The 22,598-nt window shown below is 60.1% G+C and carries 15 protein-coding genes and 10 pseudogenes; 11 read left to right on the top strand and 14 right to left on the bottom strand.

Annotated elements, in window-relative coordinates; translation table 11 throughout:
* Nucleotides 1-59: 59 nt before the first annotated feature.
* Together XI02_RS46565 and XI02_RS46560 are read right to left on the bottom strand one after the other, a co-directional pair.
* Nucleotides 60-1,058: pseudogene (locus XI02_RS46565) on the bottom strand (tyrosine-type recombinase/integrase).
* A 126-nt stretch (nt 1,059-1,184) separates the two neighbouring features.
* Nucleotides 1,185-1,544: pseudogene (locus tag XI02_RS46560) on the bottom strand (tyrosine-type recombinase/integrase); the annotation flags it as partial.
* A 170-nt stretch (nt 1,545-1,714) separates the two neighbouring features.
* Between XI02_RS46560 and XI02_RS39675 the strand changes: the two are divergent.
* Nucleotides 1,715-1,966 carry a hypothetical protein gene (locus tag XI02_RS39675; RefSeq protein WP_244980949.1) on the top strand — a complete coding sequence of 84 codons (252 nt, stop codon included), beginning with the start codon at nt 1,715-1,717 and terminating at the stop codon, nt 1,964-1,966.
* A 632-nt stretch (nt 1,967-2,598) separates the two neighbouring features.
* On the top strand, nt 2,599-2,874 hold the full coding sequence (locus tag XI02_RS39670) for a hypothetical protein (RefSeq protein WP_125459452.1): 276 nt from the start codon (nt 2,599-2,601) through the stop codon (nt 2,872-2,874).
* Between the two features lie 38 nt (nt 2,875-2,912).
* On the opposite strand, the gene XI02_RS39665 is transcribed toward XI02_RS39670, so the two are convergent.
* Nucleotides 2,913-3,086, bottom strand: coding sequence for a hypothetical protein (locus XI02_RS39665; protein ID WP_155258786.1), 174 nt, complete (start codon nt 3,084-3,086; stop codon nt 2,913-2,915).
* A 641-nt stretch (nt 3,087-3,727) separates the two neighbouring features.
* Between XI02_RS39665 and XI02_RS39660 the strand changes: the two are divergent.
* Nucleotides 3,728-4,156, top strand: a pseudogene (locus XI02_RS39660) (ISL3 family transposase); the annotation flags it as partial.
* A 953-nt stretch (nt 4,157-5,109) separates the two neighbouring features.
* Here XI02_RS39660 and istB read toward each other — a convergent pair.
* Nucleotides 5,110-5,583, bottom strand: a pseudogene (istB, locus tag XI02_RS39655) (IS21-like element ISBj11 family helper ATPase IstB); the annotation flags it as partial.
* 306 nt (nt 5,584-5,889) lie between these two features.
* Between istB and XI02_RS39650 the strand changes: the two are divergent.
* Nucleotides 5,890-6,066 carry a hypothetical protein gene (locus tag XI02_RS39650; protein WP_155258785.1) on the top strand — a complete coding sequence of 59 codons (177 nt, stop codon included), beginning with the start codon at nt 5,890-5,892 and terminating at the stop codon, nt 6,064-6,066.
* Nucleotides 6,059-8,128 (top strand): recombinase family protein, encoded by a 2,070-nt coding sequence (locus XI02_RS39645; protein WP_028344307.1) that lies wholly within the window; start codon nt 6,059-6,061, stop codon nt 8,126-8,128. The genes XI02_RS39650 and XI02_RS39645 overlap by 8 nt, the downstream gene beginning before the upstream one ends.
* A 34-nt stretch (nt 8,129-8,162) precedes the next feature.
* Here XI02_RS39645 and XI02_RS39640 read toward each other — a convergent pair.
* From XI02_RS39640 to XI02_RS39615, 6 genes and pseudogenes are all read right to left on the bottom strand, one after another.
* A pseudogene (locus XI02_RS39640) lies at nt 8,163-8,507 on the bottom strand (ATP-binding protein); the annotation flags it as partial.
* Nucleotides 8,504-9,766, bottom strand: a pseudogene (istA, locus tag XI02_RS39635) (IS21-like element ISBj11 family transposase); the annotation flags it as partial. The pseudogenes istA and XI02_RS39640, both read right to left, overlap by 4 nt.
* Nucleotides 9,767-10,237: 471 nt before the next feature.
* The gene (locus XI02_RS39630; RefSeq protein WP_245163915.1) at nt 10,238-10,516 is read right to left on the bottom strand and encodes a thioesterase II family protein; all 279 of its coding nucleotides are present in this window, start codon (nt 10,514-10,516) and stop codon (nt 10,238-10,240) included.
* Nucleotides 10,517-10,878: 362 nt separating this feature from the next.
* Nucleotides 10,879-11,298: a globin domain-containing protein gene (locus XI02_RS39625; protein ID WP_028342888.1), complete on the bottom strand. Its 420-nt coding sequence runs from the start codon at nt 11,296-11,298 to the stop codon at nt 10,879-10,881.
* Between the two features lie 424 nt (nt 11,299-11,722).
* Nucleotides 11,723-13,633 (bottom strand): di-heme-cytochrome C peroxidase, encoded by a 1,911-nt coding sequence (locus XI02_RS39620; protein WP_244980950.1) that lies wholly within the window; start codon nt 13,631-13,633, stop codon nt 11,723-11,725.
* A gap of 438 nt (nt 13,634-14,071) precedes the next feature.
* Nucleotides 14,072-14,476 carry a VOC family protein gene (locus tag XI02_RS39615; RefSeq protein ID WP_075969173.1) on the bottom strand — a complete coding sequence of 135 codons (405 nt, stop codon included), beginning with the start codon at nt 14,474-14,476 and terminating at the stop codon, nt 14,072-14,074.
* Nucleotides 14,477-14,723: 247 nt separating this feature from the next.
* Between XI02_RS39615 and XI02_RS39610 the strand changes: the two are divergent.
* Nucleotides 14,724-15,362, top strand: a pseudogene (locus XI02_RS39610) (IS6 family transposase).
* Nucleotides 15,363-15,850: 488 nt separating this feature from the next.
* Here XI02_RS39610 and XI02_RS39605 read toward each other — a convergent pair.
* A complete protein-coding gene (locus XI02_RS39605; protein WP_129964749.1) occupies nt 15,851-16,063 on the bottom strand; it encodes a hypothetical protein in 213 nt (70 codons plus the stop codon).
* Between the two features lie 362 nt (nt 16,064-16,425).
* On the bottom strand, nt 16,426-16,668 hold the full coding sequence (locus XI02_RS39600; RefSeq protein WP_129964748.1) for a hypothetical protein: 243 nt from the start codon (nt 16,666-16,668) through the stop codon (nt 16,426-16,428).
* A gap of 421 nt (nt 16,669-17,089) precedes the next feature.
* Here XI02_RS39600 and XI02_RS39595 point away from each other — a divergent pair, with 421 nt between their 5' ends.
* From XI02_RS39595 to XI02_RS45775, 3 genes are all read left to right on the top strand, one after another.
* Nucleotides 17,090-17,356: a DUF3892 domain-containing protein gene (locus XI02_RS39595; RefSeq protein WP_075969178.1), complete on the top strand. Its 267-nt coding sequence runs from the start codon at nt 17,090-17,092 to the stop codon at nt 17,354-17,356.
* A 797-nt stretch (nt 17,357-18,153) separates the two neighbouring features.
* Entirely contained in the window at nt 18,154-18,516 is a 363-nt protein-coding gene (gene queD, locus XI02_RS39590; RefSeq protein WP_028342886.1) for a 6-carboxytetrahydropterin synthase QueD, read from the top strand.
* 28 nt (nt 18,517-18,544) lie between these two features.
* A complete protein-coding gene (locus tag XI02_RS45775; RefSeq protein WP_244980951.1) occupies nt 18,545-18,751 on the top strand; it encodes a 7-cyano-7-deazaguanine synthase in 207 nt (68 codons plus the stop codon).
* A 654-nt stretch (nt 18,752-19,405) separates the two neighbouring features.
* Here the strand turns inward: XI02_RS45775 and XI02_RS39580 are convergent.
* Nucleotides 19,406-20,561 (bottom strand): annotated as a pseudogene (locus XI02_RS39580) (IS110 family transposase).
* A gap of 4 nt (nt 20,562-20,565) precedes the next feature.
* On the opposite strand from XI02_RS39580, the pseudogene XI02_RS39575 reads away from it, so the two are divergent.
* Together XI02_RS39575 and XI02_RS39570 are read left to right on the top strand one after the other, a co-directional pair.
* Nucleotides 20,566-20,712: pseudogene (locus XI02_RS39575) on the top strand (IS5/IS1182 family transposase); the annotation flags it as partial.
* Between the two features lie 935 nt (nt 20,713-21,647).
* Nucleotides 21,648-21,989, top strand: a pseudogene (locus XI02_RS39570) (hypothetical protein); the annotation flags it as partial.
* Nucleotides 21,990-22,049: 60 nt separating this feature from the next.
* On the opposite strand, the gene XI02_RS39565 reads toward XI02_RS39570, so the two are convergent.
* Nucleotides 22,050-22,235: a hypothetical protein gene (locus XI02_RS39565; protein WP_028342883.1), complete on the bottom strand. Its 186-nt coding sequence runs from the start codon at nt 22,233-22,235 to the stop codon at nt 22,050-22,052.
* Nucleotides 22,236-22,598 lie beyond the last annotated feature (363 nt).

Here is a 22,598-nt window from a genome sequence, read left to right as displayed (position 1 = left end):
GCGCTGGCACCGTCGATCGCGTGCAGGCAGCCCCATTCCATTCGGCATAGTCTGATCGTTCAGAGCGTCTCGAGGAAGGCGAGTAGGCGGTCGTTCGGCTGGAAGCGAGTTCGCTTGCCGCGCTCGTACGGCTTGAGCTTCGCCAGGGCAGCTTCCTTGAGGGCGAGGTTGGCGTGCAGGTATGTCTGCGTCGTCTCGACCGATTCATGACCGAGCCACAGCGCGATCACGGAGCAGTCGACGCCGGCTTGCAGCATCGCTGCGCTGTGCCTCAGCACGTGCGGTGACACGCTCTTGGCTTCAAAGACGGGCAACTCTTGTGAGCGACACGAACATGCTTTCCCAGCAGGGACTGGACGCTGTCGGCACTGAGCCGGCCCCCCATGCGCACTCCGCTGACCACACTCGCTCGGCGTGCGCTCCAGGCATGGCTCAAGGAACCGTGGAAAGGAGCAACAGCGTTGTTCCCCAACGTGGGACAGCATCCCGGTCAAGGCTAGTCAGCTCGGAGAGGCGTAAGCCCGTCCGGGCCGCGACCAGCAGCAAGGTGTGATCACGGCGGCCAAGCCACGTCGTTCGATCGGGCGCTGCGAGAACCGCCTCGATCTCGGGGCGCGTTAGGAAGTGCAGCTGTCGCTTATCCGGTCCACTCCTTCCGCCCTTTACCGACGCATCGTACGTGTGCGCCAGACCCGAGGTTCCGATCCTTCTTCAGGTTCGTGTCCTTTGACGAGCCGGCACACAGTGCGCTGATCCAGCGCGTGCTCGCCATACCGAGCAAGCGCCACGATGGCGGTCAGACGCAGGTTACGCGTCTTCGCGCTGGCGCCGCGCTTTACCTCGAGATCGGTTAGGAACGCGCCGATGAACGTTGCGTCCAAATCGGTGAGCGCCAAGGCCGATGGGGGCTTCCGCAGCTGCACCTGTGCGAACAAGAACAGCAGCCGGAACGTGTCCCTGTAGGAGGCGATCGTGTTGGCGCTAACATTGCGCTGGCGCATGAGGCGCTCGGTGAAGAAGCGCTCGATCAACGTGGCGACATTGCAGGCAGGCTTCATGGCGTCACCTCCCACCGCCGATCGAGACGCCGCGCCGCTTCTTCCATCAACTCGGTGGCAGGCCGAGAGATACCAGTAGGTATCACGCACGCAGGCGTGGCCGAGGTAAGTGGAGAGCACTGGGAGTTGCTGCTCGACGTCCTTGCCTTCGCGATACCAGTCGAACAGCGTCTGGATGGCGAAGCGATGACGGAAGTCGTGCACGCGTGGCCCGGTACGATCACCTGGGCGCCGCAGTCCGATCTCTCGGGACAATCGCCAGAAGACGCGATGAACGTACTGGTGCAGCAAGCGGCCTCCCTGTTCGGCAACGAAGAAGGTCGAGCCGCAGCGTGATCCGAGCATCGCGTCGCGCCGGTGAGCGTAGTCGCGCAACGCGGTTCGCGTCGTCGGATGCAATGGCACGAGCCGCGACTTGCCGAACTTGGTCAGCCGGACCGTCAGCACGCCGGCGTCGAGGTCGACGTCATCACGCTCCAGGCCCATCGCCTCGGATAGCCCAGCGAGCGGCGCGGAGAAAGAGTTCCCGGAATGCTACGGGCGCCGCCGACCTTCGCGTTCAGCCCCGTCTCACGGGTGTTTGGCGGCTCCGGATTTGCAGGGCTCGGCAGCTCATAGTTGACGCCAGGGAGCGCAACAAAATGGATGGTTGGATAGTGACAGTCGCTGTCTTCAAGGAAGAAGTCGACGACGACGAAGCTTTCAGGCATATAACTTACGTGGTTGCCGTCGCCGATCCGGCGGAAGCGGTGAGGATGACCTTAGCAGACTGCGGCGCAAAGGCCGCAATGCTCAACTGCCCGATCGAAGAGGAGCAGTTACTAAGACTTGGCGTGAAGCCCAGCGAGCTTGTCATTGTACACGAGGACGCGATCGGCCCGATCATCTCGCGCCCTCGTCGTCACTAATGCGGCACGTCTGATCTCATTCAGCCGTGTCCGGTTCATGACGTTGGGGTCCGGAAGCCGCCGCTCGCGCGAGCAGTCAGTCTGCACAAGGTATGAAAGTGCCCCGTCTGCTTCTCTGCGCAATGTGACCGTCTGGCACGTGGGTTGCTGAGCCAGGTATGGCTTGGTTCGCTTATGAATGATCCTCGTGAGGGCCAAGCCTGTTCGCGGCGCGACGGCGTGCGGGCGGTGGCCGTCAGCAGCCGCCCGCACGCTTTTTCGTCGTTTCGGCCCCTAGCCCCGCTGTGCTGTGTCGATTACTCACCGCTTATCTTTGCATTGCATAGTGACCATCTGGCACGCGAGTTGCTGAGAGGCTTACGGTTTGGCTGTTCTATCCTCACGCAACCCCAGACAGTCAAGCTTGGCGTAGCAAACTTCGTGCGGGTGGTTCCCGCCCGCACGTCTTTTTCGTAGCCGTGGAGATCATGGCATGACACGTGAAGAGGCTTTGAAGAACGCTATAGCAGCGCTCAGGGGATGGTCGGAGGGAAAGATCGAAACCGGCGCTGTACTGGCCGCGATTGCGGAGCTTATGGCGACTGGGCCGCCGCCTCGAAAACAGAAGCTCTTTTCATAGGCCAGAAACTGAGATGGCAGCAGGATGGATGATTTCGGTCGGCGTAGTCAAAGACGGCAAGGTTCGATATGTGACCTATGCCGTCGCAATGGCTAATCAGGCGGAAGCTGTGAAAGCTTCATTGGCGGCCAGCGGCGGTGAAGCAACGATCGTGAATTCCGAACTCCGCGAAGCGCATTTGAAGGGCCTTGGCCTAAAGACTGGCGAGCTTGTGGCCATACACGATGATCGAAATGATCCGCTGATGTCGCGCACTTGGCGCCCTGTCCGACCGCGCGACACAAATTAGCGGGCAACCGCCAGGATCAGCCTCTTTGCTGGCGGCATTTAGTCAATGCTCTTGAGCAGGTCCAGCAGCTTAGGCCACGCCGTAGTCATAACGAATGCGATCTTATCCTTGGGAAGAACAAGACGGGATGAAATCTCGTCAAGCGTGATTTTCCCGGCTGCATTCAGGGCAAAGAATTCATCTCGGGCTTCCTCTGGGAATAGCACTGCCATCGCTTGATACTCAGCCCACTGGTCCTTATGGCAGGGAAGATCAGCGTGCGCGCAAAGCGCGAGATCACATCAGCGCTGGCCGAGCGTTATCGGTCGAGCGGGCGGATCGAGAAGGGACGGAGCCTGGACGAGCTGTGCGCCGTTACGGGGTGGCATCCCAAGCATACGGTACGTGCGCTTCGGCCACGCGAGACAGTTGGGCCGGGCAAGGTCGAGACACCGCAAGAGCGCAAGCGTAGATATGGCGCGAACGGTCAAGGACACGATGACGGCGCTGTGGGAGGCGTCGGAACGGGTGTGCGGCAGGGCACAAGGCGCTAGGTGAGTTTCTGTGACCCACTACGCCACCACGCTTTTCACTGCCATGTCCCAGCACTGTCGCTGAAACCTGCCAACCTACAGCTCCCACGCTGCAACGGGAGTACGCATCTCTTCCAGATAACGTGTGGCGCTGGTAGATTCTCGCGACGCCGGGGCGAACCTGCCCAAGAGGTGATTGAGCAGTTTCTCGATGAACCTCTTCCACACGAGCCGAGAATTGCGCTCGGCTCACAACCTCAAGAGGAGGCGATCGAGAGTGATGAACAAGAAGCGGATCAGCGTAGAGGCGCGGCCGGCGATCCTTTCGCGCGTTCGTCGCCTATGGCGAAGCCGCAGCAAAGGCCTTGCCGTACGCGGTACGGGTCGCGGATCGTTGGCATCTTATGGAGAACGCCGGCCGAGCCTTCCTTGATGCCGTCCGAAAATCGATGCGTCAGATGCGCGCCGTCATCGGCGCGACCACGATCGATCCCAAGCTGCTCACAGCCGCCGAGCGCCTCCAGTATGAGGGCTATCTGCGCCGCGAGGAGACTAATGCAGCCATCCTGACTCTGTCGAAGAATGGCATACCTATCGAGTAGCTGGTACGCCAGACCGGCCATAGCAGGAAGCTCGTACGGCAGGTAGTCCGCGGCGACCGCAACGATGTCTTTCGGACCCGGCAAAGTTCGTTGGACTTGAATTTGCCATGGCTCGATGATCAGTGTGCGACCGGCTGTCGAAACGGGACTGAACTTTGGCGCCGCCTAGTCGACGCTGCACCAAACCTGCGTAAGAGCCAATATTGCAAGCCGGATGACACTTTATGGAGCCCTGCCTCTAAAGAGGGCTACACGAGGACCCGTTGTCGTCGTAAGAACGGCAAGGGTGGTCTGGCAAACCTTAAATCTGACCAAGAGAACCGTCTTTCTGTGGAAAGTGTTCCTCTTCCATGAGCCAAATGAAAATCGATGCCATACTCGCCCGGAACGAGAGGCCTGCTACAGTTTGTGGTCAGCGCATGGCTGCGAAACCCAAATGTCGTTGGCGTAGTTTCAGGCCGACGGAAACCGTCTCCTTCTTGGCCGCTGCGTGGACAAAGGATGCGTACCTTTGCGAACGGCTGACCACGCCGAGCCCACCTGCACGTTGCCTGCCGGCAGGTTATCGCATCGAACGTCAGAGGCTTCGATGCTGCTGCTCAAGTCCTTGTCGTCGCCTTGCCGGACCAATCGCCTTGGTGGTCCCAGCGACTGTTATGCGCTTTCTTCCAATGCCTGGTTGAAAACCGCATGGAGTGCCGCGCAGGCAATGGCGCCTGCGCGGCCCATGCACCCACAAAGGTGGAATCGGGTTCCAACTCTTCGAGGGTCCATTCCGGCATCGCCTGGCCGTTCGAGGGACTTGGGTGTGCGGCCACTCGATCTCGCAACGGCGAGGGCTGATGGACAGGCCGATGCCGGAGGCCTTCAGCACGTTCGCAACAGCGATGAGCGTTGCGCGCAAGGCGACAGCGCCCGCCAACGCGCGTGTTCCGATTCACTGAGCACCGCGATCGCCATGGAACTGATGTCGCCTCGGCGATCGATCGGCTCGATGTCGATATAGCGCGACGATCTGGGTCGGAAGAGCGCGGCGATCAGGATGGCGAGTCAGTGTCGCGGCGCGATGATGATCGCCGCGCGCAAGAGTTTTGTTTGCTTTGATTGTCGCGGAGCGTCAATCAAGCGAGCGTTTTTTGTGTCGCGTGCTCCGGTGGCCGCCCTGGACCACGCTTTCGCTCGAGGGCAGTCCGCCTGCGATAGCTCTCGACGTTCATCTCGACGATGGTGGCGTGGTGAACAAGGCGATCGATCGCCGCGAGGGTCATAGCTGGGTCCGGAAAGACGTTGTTCCATTCTCCAAAGGGCTGATTGGCGGTGATCAGCAAGGAGCGTCGCTCGTAGCGTGCGCTGATGAGCTCGAACAGCACACTGGTCTCGCCCTGATCCTTGGTGACATAGGCAAGATCGTCAAGGATAACGAGATCGAAGCGGTCGAGGCGGTTGATGGCACCCTCGAGGTTGAGCTCGCGGCGAGCCACCTGGAGCTTCTGCACGAGATCGGTGGTGCGGGTGAAGAGGACGCGCGATCCGTTCTCGATGAGGGCCAAGCCGATGGCTGCCGCCAAGTGACTCTTGCCGCCACCGGGCGGACCAGCGTCATAATGCCGGGCGTCTGGGATCTGAGATTGAAATCCTCTACCCGTTCCACCCACGCTGCGGAGCCTTGGTGGCCGTTGTCGCCCGCAAGCAGCTTGGGGGCGAAGCGCATTTTGTCATCAGACAGCCTGACGGCACGTTAACGTTGCTGCCGGCATGGATGACGGCTCCCGCCGCCGCTTCCTTCCGACTCAAAGCTGATCCAAGGCTTCCGGTGAATCGCCTACTGGAGGCGCGCATTCTTGTCGACGCGCTCTTAGCCTCCTCCATTCGGGAATCGTCCCATTCACAAGGAGGCGGTCATGGTGGCGGCATCACATCGCCAGGGGGATCTGTTCGAGAGTCCTCCAACATACGGCAGCATTCCAATCGAGGCTCACCAACAGATGCTGGAGCTCCTAAAGGAGCTTCTGACCGAAGCGCTCACCGACAGCGCGACCGAGGTACACGACGTCGGCGGGGAGAACGGCGGTGAGTAAGATCACGTCCGTGCACCTTGCTCGCCAGGCCGTGGTCTACATTCGTCAGTCGACGGCCGATCAGGTTATCCACAACAAAGAGAGCCAGCGGCGTCAGTACGGCTTGGCCGACCGGGCGCGGCAGCTGGGCTGGAGCGAAGTCGTTGTGATCGACGATGATCTCGGCCGCTCTGGTGGCGGCACCGCCCGTCCCGGATTCGAGAAGTTGCTCGCCGCCATTTGCGAGGGGCGAGTTGGTGCCGTAGTCTCAATCGAGGCATCTCGGCTCGCCCGCAACGGCAGGGATTGGCACACGCTCTTGGAGTTCTGCGGGCTGGTCGCCACCCTCATCGTTGATGAAGATGGTGTGTATGATCCGCGCCACCCCAATGACCGCCTTCTGCTCGGCATGAAGGGCACGATGAGCGAGATGGAGCTGTCGATCTTCCGTCAGCGCTCACTCGAGGCCCTGAAGCAGAAGGCACGCAGGGGCGAGCTCTTTTTGAATGTCGCCATCGGCTACCTCAAGGTCTCTCACGATCGCATTGAGAAGGATCCTGATCGGCGCATCCAGGAAGCGCTGGCGCTTGTGTTCGCCAAGTTTACCGAGATGCAAACGCTACGCCAGGTGCACTTTTGGTTGCGGCAGGAGTCCATCGCTTTGCCCGCAGTCAGCAATGGCGCCGAGGGCCGGCACGTCGAGTGGAAGCTGCCCGTCTACAATACGATCCACCACATCCTGACGAATCCCATCTATGCTGGCGCCTACGCCTTCGGTCGCTCGGGTAGTCGGGTGACGATCGAGGGCGGCCGCAAGAGGATCGTGCGTGGCCTCCGCCGTGAGCAGCGCGACTGGGAGGTTTTGATCAAAGACCACCACGAGGGCTACATTACCTGGGCGGAGTTTGAGAGGAATCAGCGCCTGATCACCGACAACGCCAACGGAAAAAGCTTCATGAGTCGTGGTTCGGTCCGCCGCGGCGAAGGCCTTCTTGCAGGGCTCCTTCGTTGCGGTCACTGCGGCCGCAAACTTCACGTTGGCTACAGCGGCACGCACAGCACTGTCGGGCGCTATTATTGCCGCGGTAGCCAGATCAACCATGGCGGAGATCCGTGCATCTCATTCGGCGGTTTGCGCGTGGATCGCGCGATCAGCGCGGAGGTCATCGCGCGGGTGCAGCCGCTGGGTGTCCAGGCAGGGCTGGCGGCCATAGAGGCGCGCGGGCGTGAACACGCCGACAAGCTACGTCAGCTCGATTTGGCTCTGGAGCAGGCACGCTACGAGACAACTCGCGCTCGTCGGCGATACGAGACTGTCGATCCGGACAATCGCCTTGTTGCCGGCGAGCTGGAGCGGCGCTGGAACGAACGCCTGCTCGCTGTCCACGAGCTTGAGGGCGAGCGCGAGGCGTTGTTGGCGACGCCGGAGACGACGCTGAGTGATACCGATCGCGATCGGCTGCTTGCGCTTGGTGCCGATCTCGAGCGAGCTTGGGAAAGTCCGGGTGCAACAGCTGCGACGCGCAAGAGGATCATCCGAAGCTTGATCCATGAGATCGTCGTGCGCATCCGCGACGAGATGCTGGACTTGGTTGTCCACTGGCATGGCGGCGATCACACGGCATTGCAAGTGAGGAAGAACCGCACCGGCGAGCACCGCTGGAGCACCGCAGCAGATGTGGTCGATCTCGTTCGTGTCCTCGCGCGTCAGATGCCCGACAGCACGATCGCCGCGGTTCTCAACCGCGCCCGCAAGTCGACGGGGCGGGGCAACAGTTGGACCCGTGTCCGCGTTCGCAGCCTGCGCAACCAACACGCCATCGCGGCCTACCAAGAGGGCGAGCGCGCCGAGCGTGGAGAGGCCACTTTGGACGAAGCTGCAACTGCGTTGAAAGTCAGCCCTTCGACGGTTCGCCGTCTGATCGAAGAACAGAGCTTGCCTGCGCAGCAGCTGTGCAAAGGCGCGCCGTGGATGATCAAAGTGGTTGATCTGGAACGTCCCGATGTCAAGCGCACCGCGCATGCGCGGCGGCTCCGGCGGCCATCGTCTGGCGATCCTGGTCAAAAAGAACTTGAACTCTAAGGGGGTAGCGAGATGGGCAGTATGAATCTGACTCGGGCGGGCCAAACAGCAGCAGATTGGCGCCCTTGCCGAGCCAGCCGTCGCCGGCGGCGAGCGCGCTCATTTGCGCCCTGGAGATCATCGGCACGGCTTCGAAGTCGAAGCTGTCAAAGGTCTTTCCGGTGGGCAGCCGCGCCTCGACGAGATGGCGCTCGATGCGGCGACGGCTGCGTTCAGCGATCTCGTGCTCGGCAATGGTGGCGAGGAAGCGCGCCGCCGGCCAGCCTTCCTTATCGGACAGCTCGGCAAATTGCGGCCACAGCACCTTGATGGCGGGCAGCCGCAGCTCGTTGAGCAACAGATTGAGGCGCGCGGTGTCGACTACGTTGGTTGTGCTCATGCGGCACCTCCGATCTCGGCAGTACCGATGAGGCATTCATAGGTGGCGAGCGGTGCGAGGCGCACCACGACGTTCGGCATCTGGGCGGGATCCGGGGCGAAGTGAGTACGTAGCCGGTTGAGGTCGGGCAGCCGGCCGTCGTTCAGGTCGGCCGTGAGCTGATCGGCGAGTTCGGCCTCGCAACCGCGCTCATGGGCGAGTGCGAGGAGATCGACCATGATCCGGCAGGCCTTCTTGTCCGGTAAGCGTTTGCGCAAGACGTCGAAGGCTCGGCGGTAAGCTTCCCGGGGGAACAGCTGGTCGCGGTAGACCAGGTTGAGGAGCGCCATCGGCTTGCGCCGCAAGGAATGGATCACGTGCCGATAATCGACGACCTGATCGTGCTTGCCATTGGGATGCGGCCGCCCGCGCGGCAAGGTGAGGAGATGCGTGCCGCCGACAAACACGTCGAGGTGATCGTCATACAGGCGCACCCGCAGCCGATGGCCGATCAAGCGCGACGGCACCGTGTAGAACACCTTGCGCAAGGTGAAGCCGCCGGACGATGTCACGTGGACGATCACCTCTTCATAGTCCGACGTGCGGCGGTCCGGCAGATCCTGAAGTGCGGTACGTTCGCTGTCGATCCGCTTGGCGTTGCGGGCATTGCGGCGGCTGACGATCTCATCGATGAAGCCACGATAGGCAGCGAGATCGTCGAAGTCGGCGGTGCCACGCAGCAACAGCGCGTCGCCGACCGCCCGCTTGAGATGGCCATGCGAACTCTCGATCGCCCCGTTCTCGTGGGCGATGCCACGATTGTTGCGGGAGGGGCGCATGCCGTAATGGGCACAGAGGTCTTCGTATCGCCGCGTCAGATCGTCTTTGGCGTCGCGGTCGAGATTGCAAAAGGCGGCCGACAGGCTGTCGGTGCGATGCTCCCGTGGCGCTCCACCGAGTGACCACAAGGCATTCTGCAGGCCTTCGGCCAGAGCGATGAAGCTCTCACCGCCGAGCACGACATGGGCGTGCTCAAACCCGGAATAGGCCAGCCGGAAGTGATAGAGACGATGGTCGAGCGGCACGCCCGCGATCGTGACACCCAATTCGCCCATGTCGGTGAAGTCGGACAGGCCGCGCTGACCGGGTTCGTGGGTCTGCCGGAAGATGACCTCCTGCTCCTCGCCGTGGATCGCCCGCCAGGCCCGGATCCGGCGCTCCAGCGTGCGACGGATGCCGGCGCCGAGCTCAGGATGGCGTCGGAGCAACTCCTCGAAGATAGCGCCCGCCAACGCGCGTGTTCCGATTCACTGAGCACCGCGATCGCCATGGAACTGATGTCGCCTCGGCGATCGATCGGCTCGATGTCGACTCCTACGTCCCCACCGCGCGCGATGCCTATCAGGCATCGGCGTCTGCCATGCGACAGGCTGAAGTGGATCGGCGGCAAGCGCGGTAGGACGGCGCGCGGCTTGCCGAAGCGGCTGGTGGCGAAGACCAGATCGGCGGCGCTGATGTGGACGTAGGCCTGCAGCACCTGCCGCAAGGCGGCATGCGCGACGATGTAGCGCCGGCGGCGTTCATCCGCCCGGTGGCCGGCCGCGACCATGCGCTCCGCATCGGGAAAGCACCGGCAGCCGGCCGGTGTCGCAGGCACCATCCAGCTCGACCAGCCACAGGTGCACGTCGCCGCGCCCGAGCGCAGGCGCGACATCGGCAGGTCGGGCGGTGGGCCACATCGCGTGCTATCGTTAGCGAGGCATCGCGCGCAGCACCGGCCTGAGTATCGACACCACGAGGTCGATTAACACCGGCAAAGACTTGCGAAAGTAGAAGTGGCCGCCGGGAAGCAGCACGGGCACGAATGCGTGCACGTGGCTTGCCCATCGCTCGAGAAGGTCCGGGCGCACGACGGGATCGTCCTCGCCGCCCAGCAGCGTCGTCGGGCAGGCAAGGCGCACGGGAGCTTCGGGACGATAGGTCTCCAAGATCTCGACGTCCGCCCGCATCGGCTTGATCAACGCGCTCATCATCTCCGGGTCATTGATCACCGCCTCGGGTAGTCCGTCGTAGTGTCGTAGTGACCAATCCGGGCGATGAAGTCGGGGTCGGTCAGCCGCGTCGCACTCCCTCGGCGCGCCCGGCCGATTCCGTTCACTCGCGTTCCCACAGATTGCAGACCCCGCGGATTTGCCACTGGATCCAACGTCACATTCCAAAGTCGATCGCGACGATGCGACGGCGGCTCGCCCGAACGCTGTTGAGTTCGTCCAATCCACAGACCACCCTTGTGACGCAGTAAGACTAAATGTGGCGTTGAGTATGGTACCGTCGCGCACGTCTTATTTGTGTCCGACGTAATCTTTCACAAACTGGCCCCTGTCCGCCGCTGTCAGAATGAACTCGGTCGGCCAGCCGCGCGCAGCATCTCGTTCTGGGCGGTGGCGTAAAGTGTTCGCCAGGAATCCCTCAACTCGGGGGTGAAAAAAGCGCCGAATTTGCGCTCAAAGCTCCACATCAGCGCCTCGCCCATTGCGACAAAGTGCGATGGCTGAACGCCAAGTCTGGCGTGCTTGTGACCGGAAAGCGTGATCAGCGATTGGAACATCGGTCTTTCGTCGAGCGAAGCGACCAGAGCGGTGATCATATCCAGCATCTTCATTCGCTGCTTCTCAGCATCGCCGCCGAACAAGCTCCTTGCATCAGGAGCTAGTTCGACGAACCTGTTGTAGCACAGGTCAGCGAGGTCGCGACGAATCGGCCACATCGCGTCAAATGATGTCCTTATAAGGTCGACCTGCTCGGGCGTCATTGATCAGACGAGCAGGCTCGTAAAGAATGGTTTTGTGATCTCATCGACTAAAGGCACCCTCTCGTCAGAAGTGATGATGGAGACAAACTGGTGTTTGCAGTTCCAGCAATGCCAATGATTCTGAACTTCATTCGCATTCACGCGTTCATGCCACTCGAGGGTGACTAATCCAGAACCACAGCGAACGCATTCTATGCGATGTCGCATCGAAATTGGGAGCATGCGTAATCTCTATTCTTATGCAGAAGCGACGCATACGTAAGATGGGCGAGAATTTGTAAGCCGTCACTTGTGCTTCCTGGAGCGGTTGTGCTGGATCAGATGTCTGTGCGAGAGCTCGGTAAACCGATGCCGTTTGCTCAAACAAGCATGCTGTGACCGACAGCATGTAGGAAGCCGCTCAAAGAGGGAGCGCCGGAGCGGGTCACAGTGTCTTGAGGTATTCAAGCAACGCCCTTTTTTCTGGGTCGCTTAAACTGGTCCCATACTCGTGGCCGCATCGGCTATTCCCGGAGTTGATATTACTGCAATCCGTGAGGGATAGAGTTTCGCTCAGGGGCTCCTGGGTGGCAGCAAGACCAACGTTTTCAATGTCGTATTTCCGTCCAACGCTAAATTGCGATAAGCGCTGCCCTGATGGCTTGAGCAATTCCGCCAGCGTAGGAACCGAGCCGTTATGAAGATATGGTGCGGCGGCCCAAATGCCCTGCAGAACTCGAGCCTCGTAGGAGCCCCATGGAGGGAGCCGGCTGCGAAACGCTCGTTCTGCTCCCTGCCGCTTAGTTTTAATTGCTTCCGAGGTGCTGGCAGTATCAAAAGCCGTTAGCAAATCCTGCAGCGTTGGTGGTAGTCGCACCAGACCCAGAGACTCCGGTGTGTCCGACGATCCCGGCTCTGGCGCCGCTGCCACCCGGGCATTGGTTGAAGGGGCGCCGCCGGCCAACAGGTGTTCCGCTATCGAACCGATGACCGAGGTCGCAAGAATGTTAAAAATCTCATCGTTCTCCTTGAGCGGGGCGGTCGCGAACGGAATGAACGCTCCTTTCAGCACGCCCGTTTTCGCCTTCCAGGTGAGGACATCGTATTCTCGTGTATCGGTACCAACGTTCTGGACCGGAGTTCTCCACGTTTTGATGAATGGAACGCGTTGCTCTCCGTCTTCAATCCCGTGACACCCGCTACATCCCCCTTCAGCGGAATCCCTTTCGAAAATTACTTTGCCCCGGGTGGCCAAAGCAGCGTCAATCTTCCAGGGCCATTTCGGAGGGCCGATCCGCTTCACCAAGTTTTCAAGCTCGCTCAAGCCGTCGAAATTGGTTGAATTATTGTCGAGGAAATTGATAATCGCGCCCTGACGCTTCGGCTCGAACGTAGCGAATACCCCCAGAACCTCGCCAACGTTCCGAGCCAGCCCCAAGATGTCATTTCCATTTTTTGCGAATCCAGGCCATTGCGTCTTGTCTTGCCGCGGCGAATTCCAAAGGAATGGGTATCTCACGGGAGCGTCCGCGTTTTTCATATTTTCCGGGATCATGAAGTCGGGTGGCGGACCGATGTCCAGGCCGGATATGCGGTTGAAGATCATTCCTACAGCATCGAGACGGCCAACTCCCCAGCCGCTCTTGGGCAGCGCGCGTACCATGAGCGTGTGAAACCGCAAGTACCACCCATCTACCTGTCGACGAAGGTCCGCAACATCGGCCGCATCCGGCGTTGTGGACCGCAGGACAGCTGCAGCAAAGGGAGCGAACGAGCTGTCGCTGGCAATCACATCGCCGACTGCCTTGTCCAGATCGCCAAGCAGTGCGTAGAAGTCTACAAGCCCCGGACCGCCATCCACCCGATACACCTTGCCGTCAACTTCGATCTGGCGCGTGTGACATGCCGAGCAGGTCATTCCAACGACCTGGAAGTCTTGAGGGCCAGAAGCGTGAAAACCGACGGGAAGGTTGGCCGTGTTTGCAGGATTCGGTAGATAACCGTACCGTGACAAACCATCCGCGAGGAATGGCTGTCCATTCTTTTGCTTCAGGGCCTGCATCCAAGACAACGCAATCAAACGCGAGCCCTGATCGCGCGAGTAGAAGTCCGCTCTTGCTGCCGCGGTCCAATCCATACCTTGGTCAACATATATGGGATTGGCGTCGGTCCCTTGAGCACTTGATCTTGTCGTGACGACAAACGTCAAGGCAATTATAAAGAGAGTCCGGAGCATCGTGTGGCCTACCGCTTCCATCGTCAAAATTGCAAGAAGAGGCGTGCGCCGAAATTCCGCGCCATTTCCGGCAAACTTCGGCTCGCCTTTCGGCTTGCAGGTCGCTTGATCATCGATCATTAGAGGCCGCTGTCCAACTAAGTGCAACCTACCAAATCTTAGAAGAAGGCACCGGCTAGCGGTGTAGCGGTAAGCCCACTAGTCGAAGAACCGCATGCCGTGGCGAATCAGACGGATGCCAATTTGTCTGTAGAGACTGGCGATCCCTTTGGAGGTCTGGGTAGGTATTGGCGATCACTTTGCCGGGCGACGTGCGTCTCCCGCCGAATGGTGGAGTCACATTCGTCGCTTGTGGAGGCGGACACTGTGTCGTGCCGGCAGTGGCTGGCAGCGCAACCATTCAACAGCAAGTTAACTCGGCGGCCCTCTGTGAAGTGCCGACGCGCAAGGGTAAGTGAGCCGGCGGCGGGCCGGGTTCACCCAACTTTCCGAAGGGGCAACCCGCCAGCGGGTCAGCAGCCACCGGCTCGCATGAGGCGCAAGCCGGTGGCTGGTGGACTACGCGCCGCCTACGGCAGCTGCCTTGGGATGCTGCGGAGAGTTTTGACGAAGACCGAGGGAGTTGCCGTCGGGATCCTTGAAGAAGGCAAGCCGAACGCCGTCTCCCACATCATCTATTTTACTGACCTCCACGCCCTGCTTCTGCAATCGGTTACTTGCCTGCTCGATGTCATCGACGACAAGCGTTGCCACGGCACCGCCTGTTCCGACTCCGGTAGGGTGCACATTCAGTCCGATGGCAACACGTGGAAGCACACGGAATTGCCGCCATGTCGACGTGTGGTACTTTTCGTCTGGAATTAAGCCGAGCTTCTTTCCATAGAACGCCACGCTGGCATCCAAGTCTGATACATCTACTTTGGATACAAAAGCGTATTCGCCAATAACATCTTTCAGTGCCATTATTTGCTCCCTGTGCTGTGGCAGCTCGCAGATTGCAAGAATTTGTGCTACACGCAAAGCATGCTGTCGCCTCCTCGTCCTGGTAGGGGCCGAGGGTGCCGTCAAGTTCAACGAATTGGAGCGGCGCAGGGGGTATACGAGCGACGTGCGGACTGCCAAGGATCCTCCTTATCACCGCCATCGCTTCCCGTCGGAAGTGATCAGCTATGCCGTTTGGTAGTATTTCCTGTTTCCCTTAAGCTTGCGCATGGTCGAGGAAATGCTGGCGGCGCACGGCGTTGGCGTGACCTTATGAAGCCGTGCGCCAGTGGGGACGGAATTCGGCAAGCCGTTCTCCGATCGGATCGGCCAGCGCGCTCCCGCTCGCGGTGACAATGGTATCTGGACGAAGTCGTTATCTCGATCGCGGGCGAATAACATTGGCTCTGGCGCGCTGTCGACCAGAATGGCTTCGTTCTCGACGTCTTGATCCAGCGCCGAAGAGATTCGCGCACTGCACAGCGGTTCATGAAGAAGCTCTTGAAATCCGCCGGCATGCCGCCGCGCGTGATGATCACGGACAAATGCCGTTCGTACGGTGCTGCGAGGGCGAAGATGGGCGTTGAACATCGCCAGTACAAAGCTCTCAACATTTTCATCAGCCGACGAGGCGGCGCGAGCGGATCATGACGCGTTTCAAATCGTCCCATCAGGCTGAACGGTTTCTGTCAGTTCATGATCAGGTTGCGAACCTTCTCCACATCCCCTATCCCGGAGCCTCGCCGCCGACTTCCGTCGTGCCTCGCGTGAGCGAGCCTTTGCGACTTGTCGCGAGACCTCCATGACAAGCGCTACCGCCGACTCTCGACCTTTGGGAATCGCCTCCTTCGGCTCGGTGGTCGATTAAGTTGACGATGCCGCTATGAGTATTCAGTTCGCTTGACTCTCTTGAGTCGGATGACAGCGCGCCAATCTCGAATTTGGCGGCGCTTCAGTTTCGGAGCCGTTAGGCGCCAATCCGAATCCAGCGGCCATCTATCAGTCCATCGATCCGTTTAAGGATTTCGAGATCAGGCCCTTCATCAAAGTAGATGTTGTATCCATACAGCCAGCCATCGTCGCTGTGCAGTACCTTGATCGGTGCGAATGCCTGTTAACCTTCCCGCAGGGGGGCAAGTCCCGAACCAACCTCACTAGGTTCGCGCCGTCGCTCCACCAGCAATACCGCAGCATCGGAAAATGCGGCATCGTCGGTCACGACATACCATTCCATTAGGAGCGAAAGCCGATTGGACAAGGAAGAATCGTAGAACCGGGAGCGATTGGGTTCAGTCGGATCGCGCTTCATGACGGGAAGTTGCAGGAATCGCTGCGCGATCGGCCAAAATGCGATTCCTAAAGTCTTCTTCTGCTCGATTGATTTCGCTGCGATCCGTTGTCCTGATTCCAGACCGCCTTTGCCCAGTCGGCCTTCTGGGCAGCTTCCGCGAACAAGGCTCGCAGAGCCGTATCATCGAGATAGTTTGTCAGATAGTCGCGGATCGACGGATTAATGAAGCTTACGCGCCCACTGCTAATTGACACAAAGCCGCCTTCGAGGATCTTCAATGCTTCCTCGAAATCCTTGCGGCGAGCCTGTTCGATCGTGACCGCGGATCGGAAGATGATCCGCTACTGCCGGCACCGTTACCTGATGCGCCGATTCATCTCTTGGAGGTCGGCAGCCTTGAATGGCGTGAGCCGTCGCGTCGTCCTGCTCGGCGCGATAGAGCCCTTGCCTGTCCCGTTGACTTGATCCGGCCGCCCCCCAGAGTAGGTAGGAGCCGATCCAATGTTGATGCTGTACCGTCAAACGTCGTTAGCCTTTCGGGCTGGACTCGGTGGAGCATCAGGATCTGACGATGTCTAAAAAGACTGCCAACTTGCGCGCCAAAGTTAAGAAACGCATTGCCCAGATCGAAAGTATGACACTAGTCCAGATTCAACGGGTCATGATGGATTGTGTGGCCGAGCGGTCTGCTGGCAGGATGACGACGTGTGAGGGCAATGCGTTGCGCCGAGCGCTGAACAAACGGGTCAGCATTCTCAGACGAGACCTTGTCGCGTAAGAGTTCGCGAGCTTGCAGGCAAAGCGCCGCGCCGAACTGCGGGAAGCCGGCGAGCTGCGAGAGAAATCGCGAGAAAGCCAAAGCGCGGTGGAACCGGTTCGCCAAGCTCGCATGCCTAAAGAAAGAACTCGCGCCACGGAGTTAGGGCACATCAGCGGTACGCGCTCGCGTCAAGGGACAAGAGAAGAAGTCGCATGTTCAAACAACCACGCTTCCGTTCTTATTCAACCGCGGCTCGCATCGGTATTGGCATTGCGGTCTTAAGCGCCGTCCTGCTGGTCTGGATAATAATGACGCACGTCGTGCGGTAAGGCTGGCCAGTTGGTGTATCCGCGCTGGCATAACCAACGATGCAGATACAGACAGCGAGCAGAGGAAACCCGGGTGAATGCAACCCGCCCGTACTGACCACGTTATTCAAATTTTCAACCCGTGAGGCGGGGCTCTGAAGGTTTCCAAGCAATCGGATAATGAGTCCGTTCTGCTAACGGTCAAAGCCTTGGCTCCACGAAATAAGGAGTGAGCCATGACTCGCCGTATCACCTGCATTACCAAGCTGCCTAACCATCAAGACCGCCATCGGCGTATTCAAGCAGTCGGTGGTTCAGCATGGCGAGATTCGGAAGAAACAGCCATTGCAAACGTCAAACGCGACAAAAGCGCTTATGATGTCACTGAGCAGGGTAAGACAGTCAAGGTGATCGTCAAAAAACACGATGGTCGCGAGTACCTAAAGACCGAGAATGATCATTTTCTTCCCGACAATCTTCTGAGCCTTCCGGATTGCTCGTGACCGGCTTGTCCGTCGTCAGATGATTTGAGACTGATCAGGCTTTTCGAGAAGGGAGGCTCTGGCTCATCAGGGTTAGAGTTTAAGCAGGCTGCAGTTGATGCTGCAAGCGGCCGTTTGCGATGGTGTCGCGCTTGATGCGTTCTCGCTCGGCGAGGATCGCCTCCGCTTGAGGCGCGCGCCAGCCACCCGTTCGTCCAGCCGGTCGCGGCGGAGCGCCGGGACTGGGTCCGGGTCCGGGGGTCGGCCGGTCGCCGGAGGAGTTGGGGCTGTGAGGCGGCCGAGACAGACGCTGAAGCCGCGGCAGGCCGCGGTCCTGGCCGCCGACCGCGAGGTGACGGCGCTCGAGATCGGCCGCGACTCCGGCCTTTACCCCAACGGCAATTCGCGGACATGGGCCGAGCTCGGCTCGTCACTGATTCGGTGCCCTGATCGCCGGCTCCGTGGCGTAGTGCGGCCGCAAGCCCCTTCGCTTCGAAATCACGGAACGCGGTCGGATCGCGATTGCGCTCTTCAAGGCCATTGCCAACAGAGAGGTTCGACATGCAGGGGCCTTCGGGCAGAAGGTTGCAAAAGAACGGCGGAAGGACCTGCTGATACGGCTTAAACGAGGTGAGCAGGTTTCCGAACGGGCCCGAGGCGCTACCCGAGCGTCTCGAAGACCTTGACTTCGCGAACTTCCTGCTCCAGCCGATGGATGGTCCCGACGTCGTCGCCAGTACACGCGATGCCATCGAATATTGTCGGCCTCATCCCAAATGGCGTCTCAGCGTCCAAACTCACAAACACCTCGGAATCAAATGAGAATATCTCAAGCATTCAAGTTTGAAGCCGCGCACCGGCTGCCGAACGTGCCCGAGACGCATCGCTGCCACAGGATGCACGGTCACTCCTACCGGATCGAACTCGTCTTGAGCGGTCGGGTCGATCCGCGGACGGGCTTCGTGATAGATTTCTTCGAGCTCGAGGAGGTTTTAGGGCCTTTGTTGCGACAACTCGATCACCATTGCCTCAACGATATCCGCGGGCTCGAGAATCCGACCGCGGAGAACATCGCGATCTGGATCTGGGACAAGATAAGACCCCGATTGCAGCAACTCTCCGCGGTCAAGGTCTTCGAGACCGCCGAATGCTGGGCCGAATATGATGGAGACGAACCGTGAGGCTCGGAGTCATTTTGGGACACTGGGGATGACAAGATCTGCACTCGTGCGTTTCTCTGGAGGCCATGATTCTACGACCTGCCTTGCCTGGGCGTTGACGCGCTACGACAGCCGCGCGGTTCGTCACGGCGTGCTCGATGATGGGCTGGGGACTCGAGAAGGCGGGCGTCTCAGGCGACCGCAGCGCGCGCTTCCGCCGAACGACACCATCCTGCAGCTGCCGGCCAGCATCTGATTACTATGTGGCGGAGAATCTCTGGGTGGCCGGCCCTGGCTGGTGTTAGGGCGCCTCTGCCACATAATCTCGTCCGACACACAAGAACGGATCCGAACCGGCATCGCGCACAAGCGCAACAAGACCATCGATACCCTTGCGGAAAGCCTTGGTTCGAGAAACAGCTGTCGATGGTCTCCTGCGGTTCGACGCTCGCCGAAGGGTTACGGTTTCTGCACCCCGCGCGCACTGACAGTTCAGGGGCCGGTGATCTGGAATCAGAAACAGCGGAAGCCCGTTCCCGAAGATCATACGTCCGTCAGCAAGGACGAGGAATCGGGTGCACGCGGATTGCAGCGCGATCTGCAAGACCGGTTGCAGCCGGCGCACGACGAGCCGGTGAGCGCGCCCGTCAGCGATAGCGCTCCCCATCCCGAAGCACCTGCAGGCTAGGGCCGGTGGGTTCGCCGCCTGCTCAAGGTCGGCATTGGCCTTTGCGATCGTGGCCGTCTTCGGATGGTTGCCGCTGAAGGCCGTGCTGCAGACCTCGGGCGTCGAGGCCGTGGTCAATGCCAGGATCGTGACCTTGCGCTCGCCGATCCACGGCCCCGTGAGCGCGAAGCCGCCGCAGGGCTCGACGCAACTCAGCGTGGTCCATGAGGGCGATGCGATCCTTCATGTCGTCAACGCGCGCGGCGATCGCGTGCGGCTCGACGATCTTCGGCGGCAGATGTCCCGAGCGGTCAGGCGGGTCTGCGCTTTCCATGCGATCTCTCGCACCGCTGGCGATGGCTGCTCGAGCCGGTATAGCTTTGTTTTTCCGATCTTCGGCGGGTGCCGATACGTCCAGGCGCTCTCGACCAACATGTGGCGAACGCGGCCATTGCCGGCCTTGGTGATGCCGCCACGCCTGACCGTCTCCCCGGTCGATCGCTCGCCCGACACCAGGCCGAGATAGCCCATGAGCTGACGTGAGGTCTCAAAACGGCTCACGTCACCAACCTCAGTGGCAAATGTCACCGCGACGATTAGATCGATACCTCGCAGTGTTTGAAGCGCCCGCACGAGCGGCTCCAAGGACCAGGCAGAGACGAACTCTTCGATCGTGCGCTCCAGACGTTCGACCCGCTCCCTGGCGAGGCAAACCGCTTCGACCATTTCTTGGAGCGCGATCTGATGCGCGGGATGATCGAACTGCTGTTCCTGAAGCCAACGCAGATAGCGCATCGTCCATCCCTTCTTGCGGGGATAGGTGCGGCCGTGCTTGAGCATGAAGGCGCTCACCTGTTGGCGGTGGACCCGCAGCGCCTCAACCGCCGCCGCCCGGGCGCGGACGAGATCGCGCATCGCTTCGTGGCTTTCATCGGGAACCCACACCGCCGTCAGCTCGCCGGCGTGCAGCAGCCGGGCAAGAGAAACAGCGTCCCGGCGGTTCGTCTTCACGCGATCACCTGGCTTCCTCGGGATCAGCGACGGCGCAACCACGGTGCATTCATGGCCGAGCGACCGGATCAGGCGATAAAGGCCATAGCCAGTCGGACCGGCCTCGTAACAGAAATGCACACCACCAAACCGGCTGGCGATCCGTTCAACGACCCGGCGCATGGCCGTCGCCGACGCGTCGACCTCACCGATGAAGCGAACCTCTCCTTCCCGGCCTGTTTCCGCGATCGCGATGGGCGTTTTTCAGCTTCGCGACGTCGATTCCGACAAATGCTTCCCCATAATCTGCCACGGCTCGTCCTGCCGTGATGAAGGTCGGCTCGGTACGCCCGAGTAACCCTCGGACGCGCAGTGTGGGGCGAGCCACCTCACTGGAAGAGGCGGACATACGGCCTTACGGTCTGTTCGTGCTGTACGCCAGGTCGTTGCCCGACAATCCGTACGACGGTCACACCTTGCGGGACGTTATTGACCGCACCGAGACACTGACCGGCTGTGCGATCGAGCGGCCTTATGTCGACAAGGGTTACTGCGGCCACGGCCGCGAGTTGTATGCGACGTAGGAAGCGTTTTGCTCGCCGCGCGAGCAGACGCCTTGATTGGTGCTTACTTCGGCAGTGACGCGCCAAAGCAGGCGAGGCCAAGAATCAGCAGCGCGCCAGCGCATGCCTCCATGATCTTTGATTGATGCCGACGTGCGTACAAGGCTAGGGCGGATCCCGAAAGCATACTCAGGAGGCCAAATTCCCTGATCATTCTCGATCCAAATTGCTGAACTTGAAACTTGTCCTTGGACGAAAAGAAGCGCTTGGAAGAACCCATCCGGTTGTCGTTGGAAATGGAAATACCTTCGGACACCCATAGTCGGCACGCGAGCGGGGAGTTTTCACGTCTGGTTTGAGCCTTATCGCGCATTGGCCAACTTGGTGTCCCGGCTCAGCTTGCGACGTTATGCTGACGACTCTCAGCCGTTGAATCCGTTTGTCGTTTTGAGGCCCTGTCGGTAGACAAGAATCTTGATCAGGCGATCTAATTGATTTGCATGCGGGATGTCCGGATCCTGCGGACCGGCGGGTAGTAATGGGGCTCCAGAAGGAACGATCGCTCGCGCGCAGTGAGTGACTGCCCTTTCGGCCCCACTTCCAGAAATCATCAGGTGATTGGCGAATGCCACGCTCGGCAATCTTCTGCTGTTCCTTCAACAGCGCGAGCAATTCTACGTAGTTCTTTGCCATGGCGGGATCGGGATAGTCCTTCACTCACACTGTCCTCCGTTTGAACCTACAAACGCAAGAAGCAACTCTAACCCGCGGCATCCAGGAACGAACCTACCTGATCTGGCTTTTGAATCTGGTTAGCGTGCCGGTCGCGCTGTACGCTGTCTTGCGAGGTCCCTTGCCATTTTAGACAGTAGATTCCCGGTCTGATGTTGGCGTGTTCGCCGTCAGGGCCTGTGAGACAAACAGTGGGGGATTTGCGGAAGGAGGATTTCTGGTTCGTCGTAGCCACCAGGAGCAAAGATGAAACAGAATCCGGGCCGGGCAAAGCACCGGCAGAACAAGGTCTAAGAGACGTCAGGCGACAGGCCCGCCGGCATTATTCAGCGGAAGAGAAGATCCGTACGCTGCTGGAAGGATTGCGCGGCGAGGAGAACATCTCCGAGCTCTACTGCCGAGAAGGCATTGTCGCCTCGATGCATTACGACCGATCCAAGGAGTTCCTCGAGGCCGGCAAGCGCCGCCTGGCCGGCGACACGGCGCGAGCTGCGACCTCCGGCGAGGTGAAGGACCAGCTCAAGAAGCTCAAGAAGCTTCGTCCCGAGTTTCCGTTCACCAAATCTCTTCAGCCGGCCCACATGGGATATCGACTGTGTTGCTCAGTTTGACGCGGGCCAGCCGTACTTCAGCAGCGGTTCATATCCGTGATTGCTCAGCCATTTCGCCCTTGAAAGGTGCGTCTCGTACACTTTCCTGGCGCGATCAAGGTCGCGCCCCGGCTCGATGCGCAGCACGATATCGGCCACTTCGCGCGAGTCAGAGCCTTCGGCGTCCGTGTCCAGCATGCGCAAATACGTGATCGCATGTTCGTGTCGTGGTCATACGGCGTGAGCGGATCATCCGCCGGTGCCGTGTCGGCGACTGGGGATTAGGCGGGATCTCGCGCATGGCTTCTCCTCCGCGGACTGCGCCCTGCTTGTCGTACGCCATTTGGACCGATTGATGTTCTCGTGATTAGTACGATGCGTTTGCCGGGCTTGACGGCTCAACCGGGGGACCGCAGTACGACGAGCGGTAAGAGGAGTATGACGGAAGATCCCTTCAACTAACTAGGATCATGGAGTGAGCTTCTGTTTCGGACGCCGCCTTGGTGGTGGCCTCATCACTTCGGGCTTCGCGATCGCGGCGAGCACGACGCTCGTTGCGAC

This window comes from Bradyrhizobium sp. CCBAU 21365 (genome assembly GCF_015291305.1).
Lineage (GTDB): Bacteria > Pseudomonadota > Alphaproteobacteria > Rhizobiales > Xanthobacteraceae > Bradyrhizobium > Bradyrhizobium elkanii.
The sequence above is the reverse complement of the archived record's forward strand: the minus strand, read 5'-3'. Positions and strand labels throughout refer to the sequence as shown.

Excerpts from the sequence above, each read along its gene's own strand:
- XI02_RS39630 (WP_245163915.1), bottom strand. The coding sequence starts at position 10,516 with ATGAGCGCGTTGATCAAGCCGATGCGGGCGGACGTCGAGATCTTGGAG.
- XI02_RS39595 (WP_075969178.1), top strand. The coding sequence starts at position 17,090 with ATGACTCGCCGTATCACCTGCATTACCAAGCTGCCTAACCATCAAGAC.
- XI02_RS45775 (WP_244980951.1), top strand. The coding sequence starts at position 18,545 with ATGACAAGATCTGCACTCGTGCGTTTCTCTGGAGGCCATGATTCTACG.
- XI02_RS39565 (WP_028342883.1), bottom strand. The coding sequence starts at position 22,235 with ATGCTGGACACGGACGCCGAAGGCTCTGACTCGCGCGAAGTGGCCGAT.
- XI02_RS39670 (WP_125459452.1), top strand. The coding sequence starts at position 2,599 with ATGGCAGCAGGATGGATGATTTCGGTCGGCGTAGTCAAAGACGGCAAG.
- XI02_RS39615 (WP_075969173.1), bottom strand. The coding sequence starts at position 14,476 with ATGGCACTGAAAGATGTTATTGGCGAATACGCTTTTGTATCCAAAGTA.
- XI02_RS39620 (WP_244980950.1), bottom strand. The coding sequence starts at position 13,633 with ATGATCGATGATCAAGCGACCTGCAAGCCGAAAGGCGAGCCGAAGTTT.
- XI02_RS39650 (WP_155258785.1), top strand. The coding sequence starts at position 5,890 with ATGGTGGCGGCATCACATCGCCAGGGGGATCTGTTCGAGAGTCCTCCA.
- XI02_RS39665 (WP_155258786.1), bottom strand. The coding sequence starts at position 3,086 with ATGGCAGTGCTATTCCCAGAGGAAGCCCGAGATGAATTCTTTGCCCTG.
- queD (WP_028342886.1), top strand. The coding sequence starts at position 18,154 with ATGAGAATATCTCAAGCATTCAAGTTTGAAGCCGCGCACCGGCTGCCG.
- XI02_RS39625 (WP_028342888.1), bottom strand. The coding sequence starts at position 11,298 with ATGACGCCCGAGCAGGTCGACCTTATAAGGACATCATTTGACGCGATG.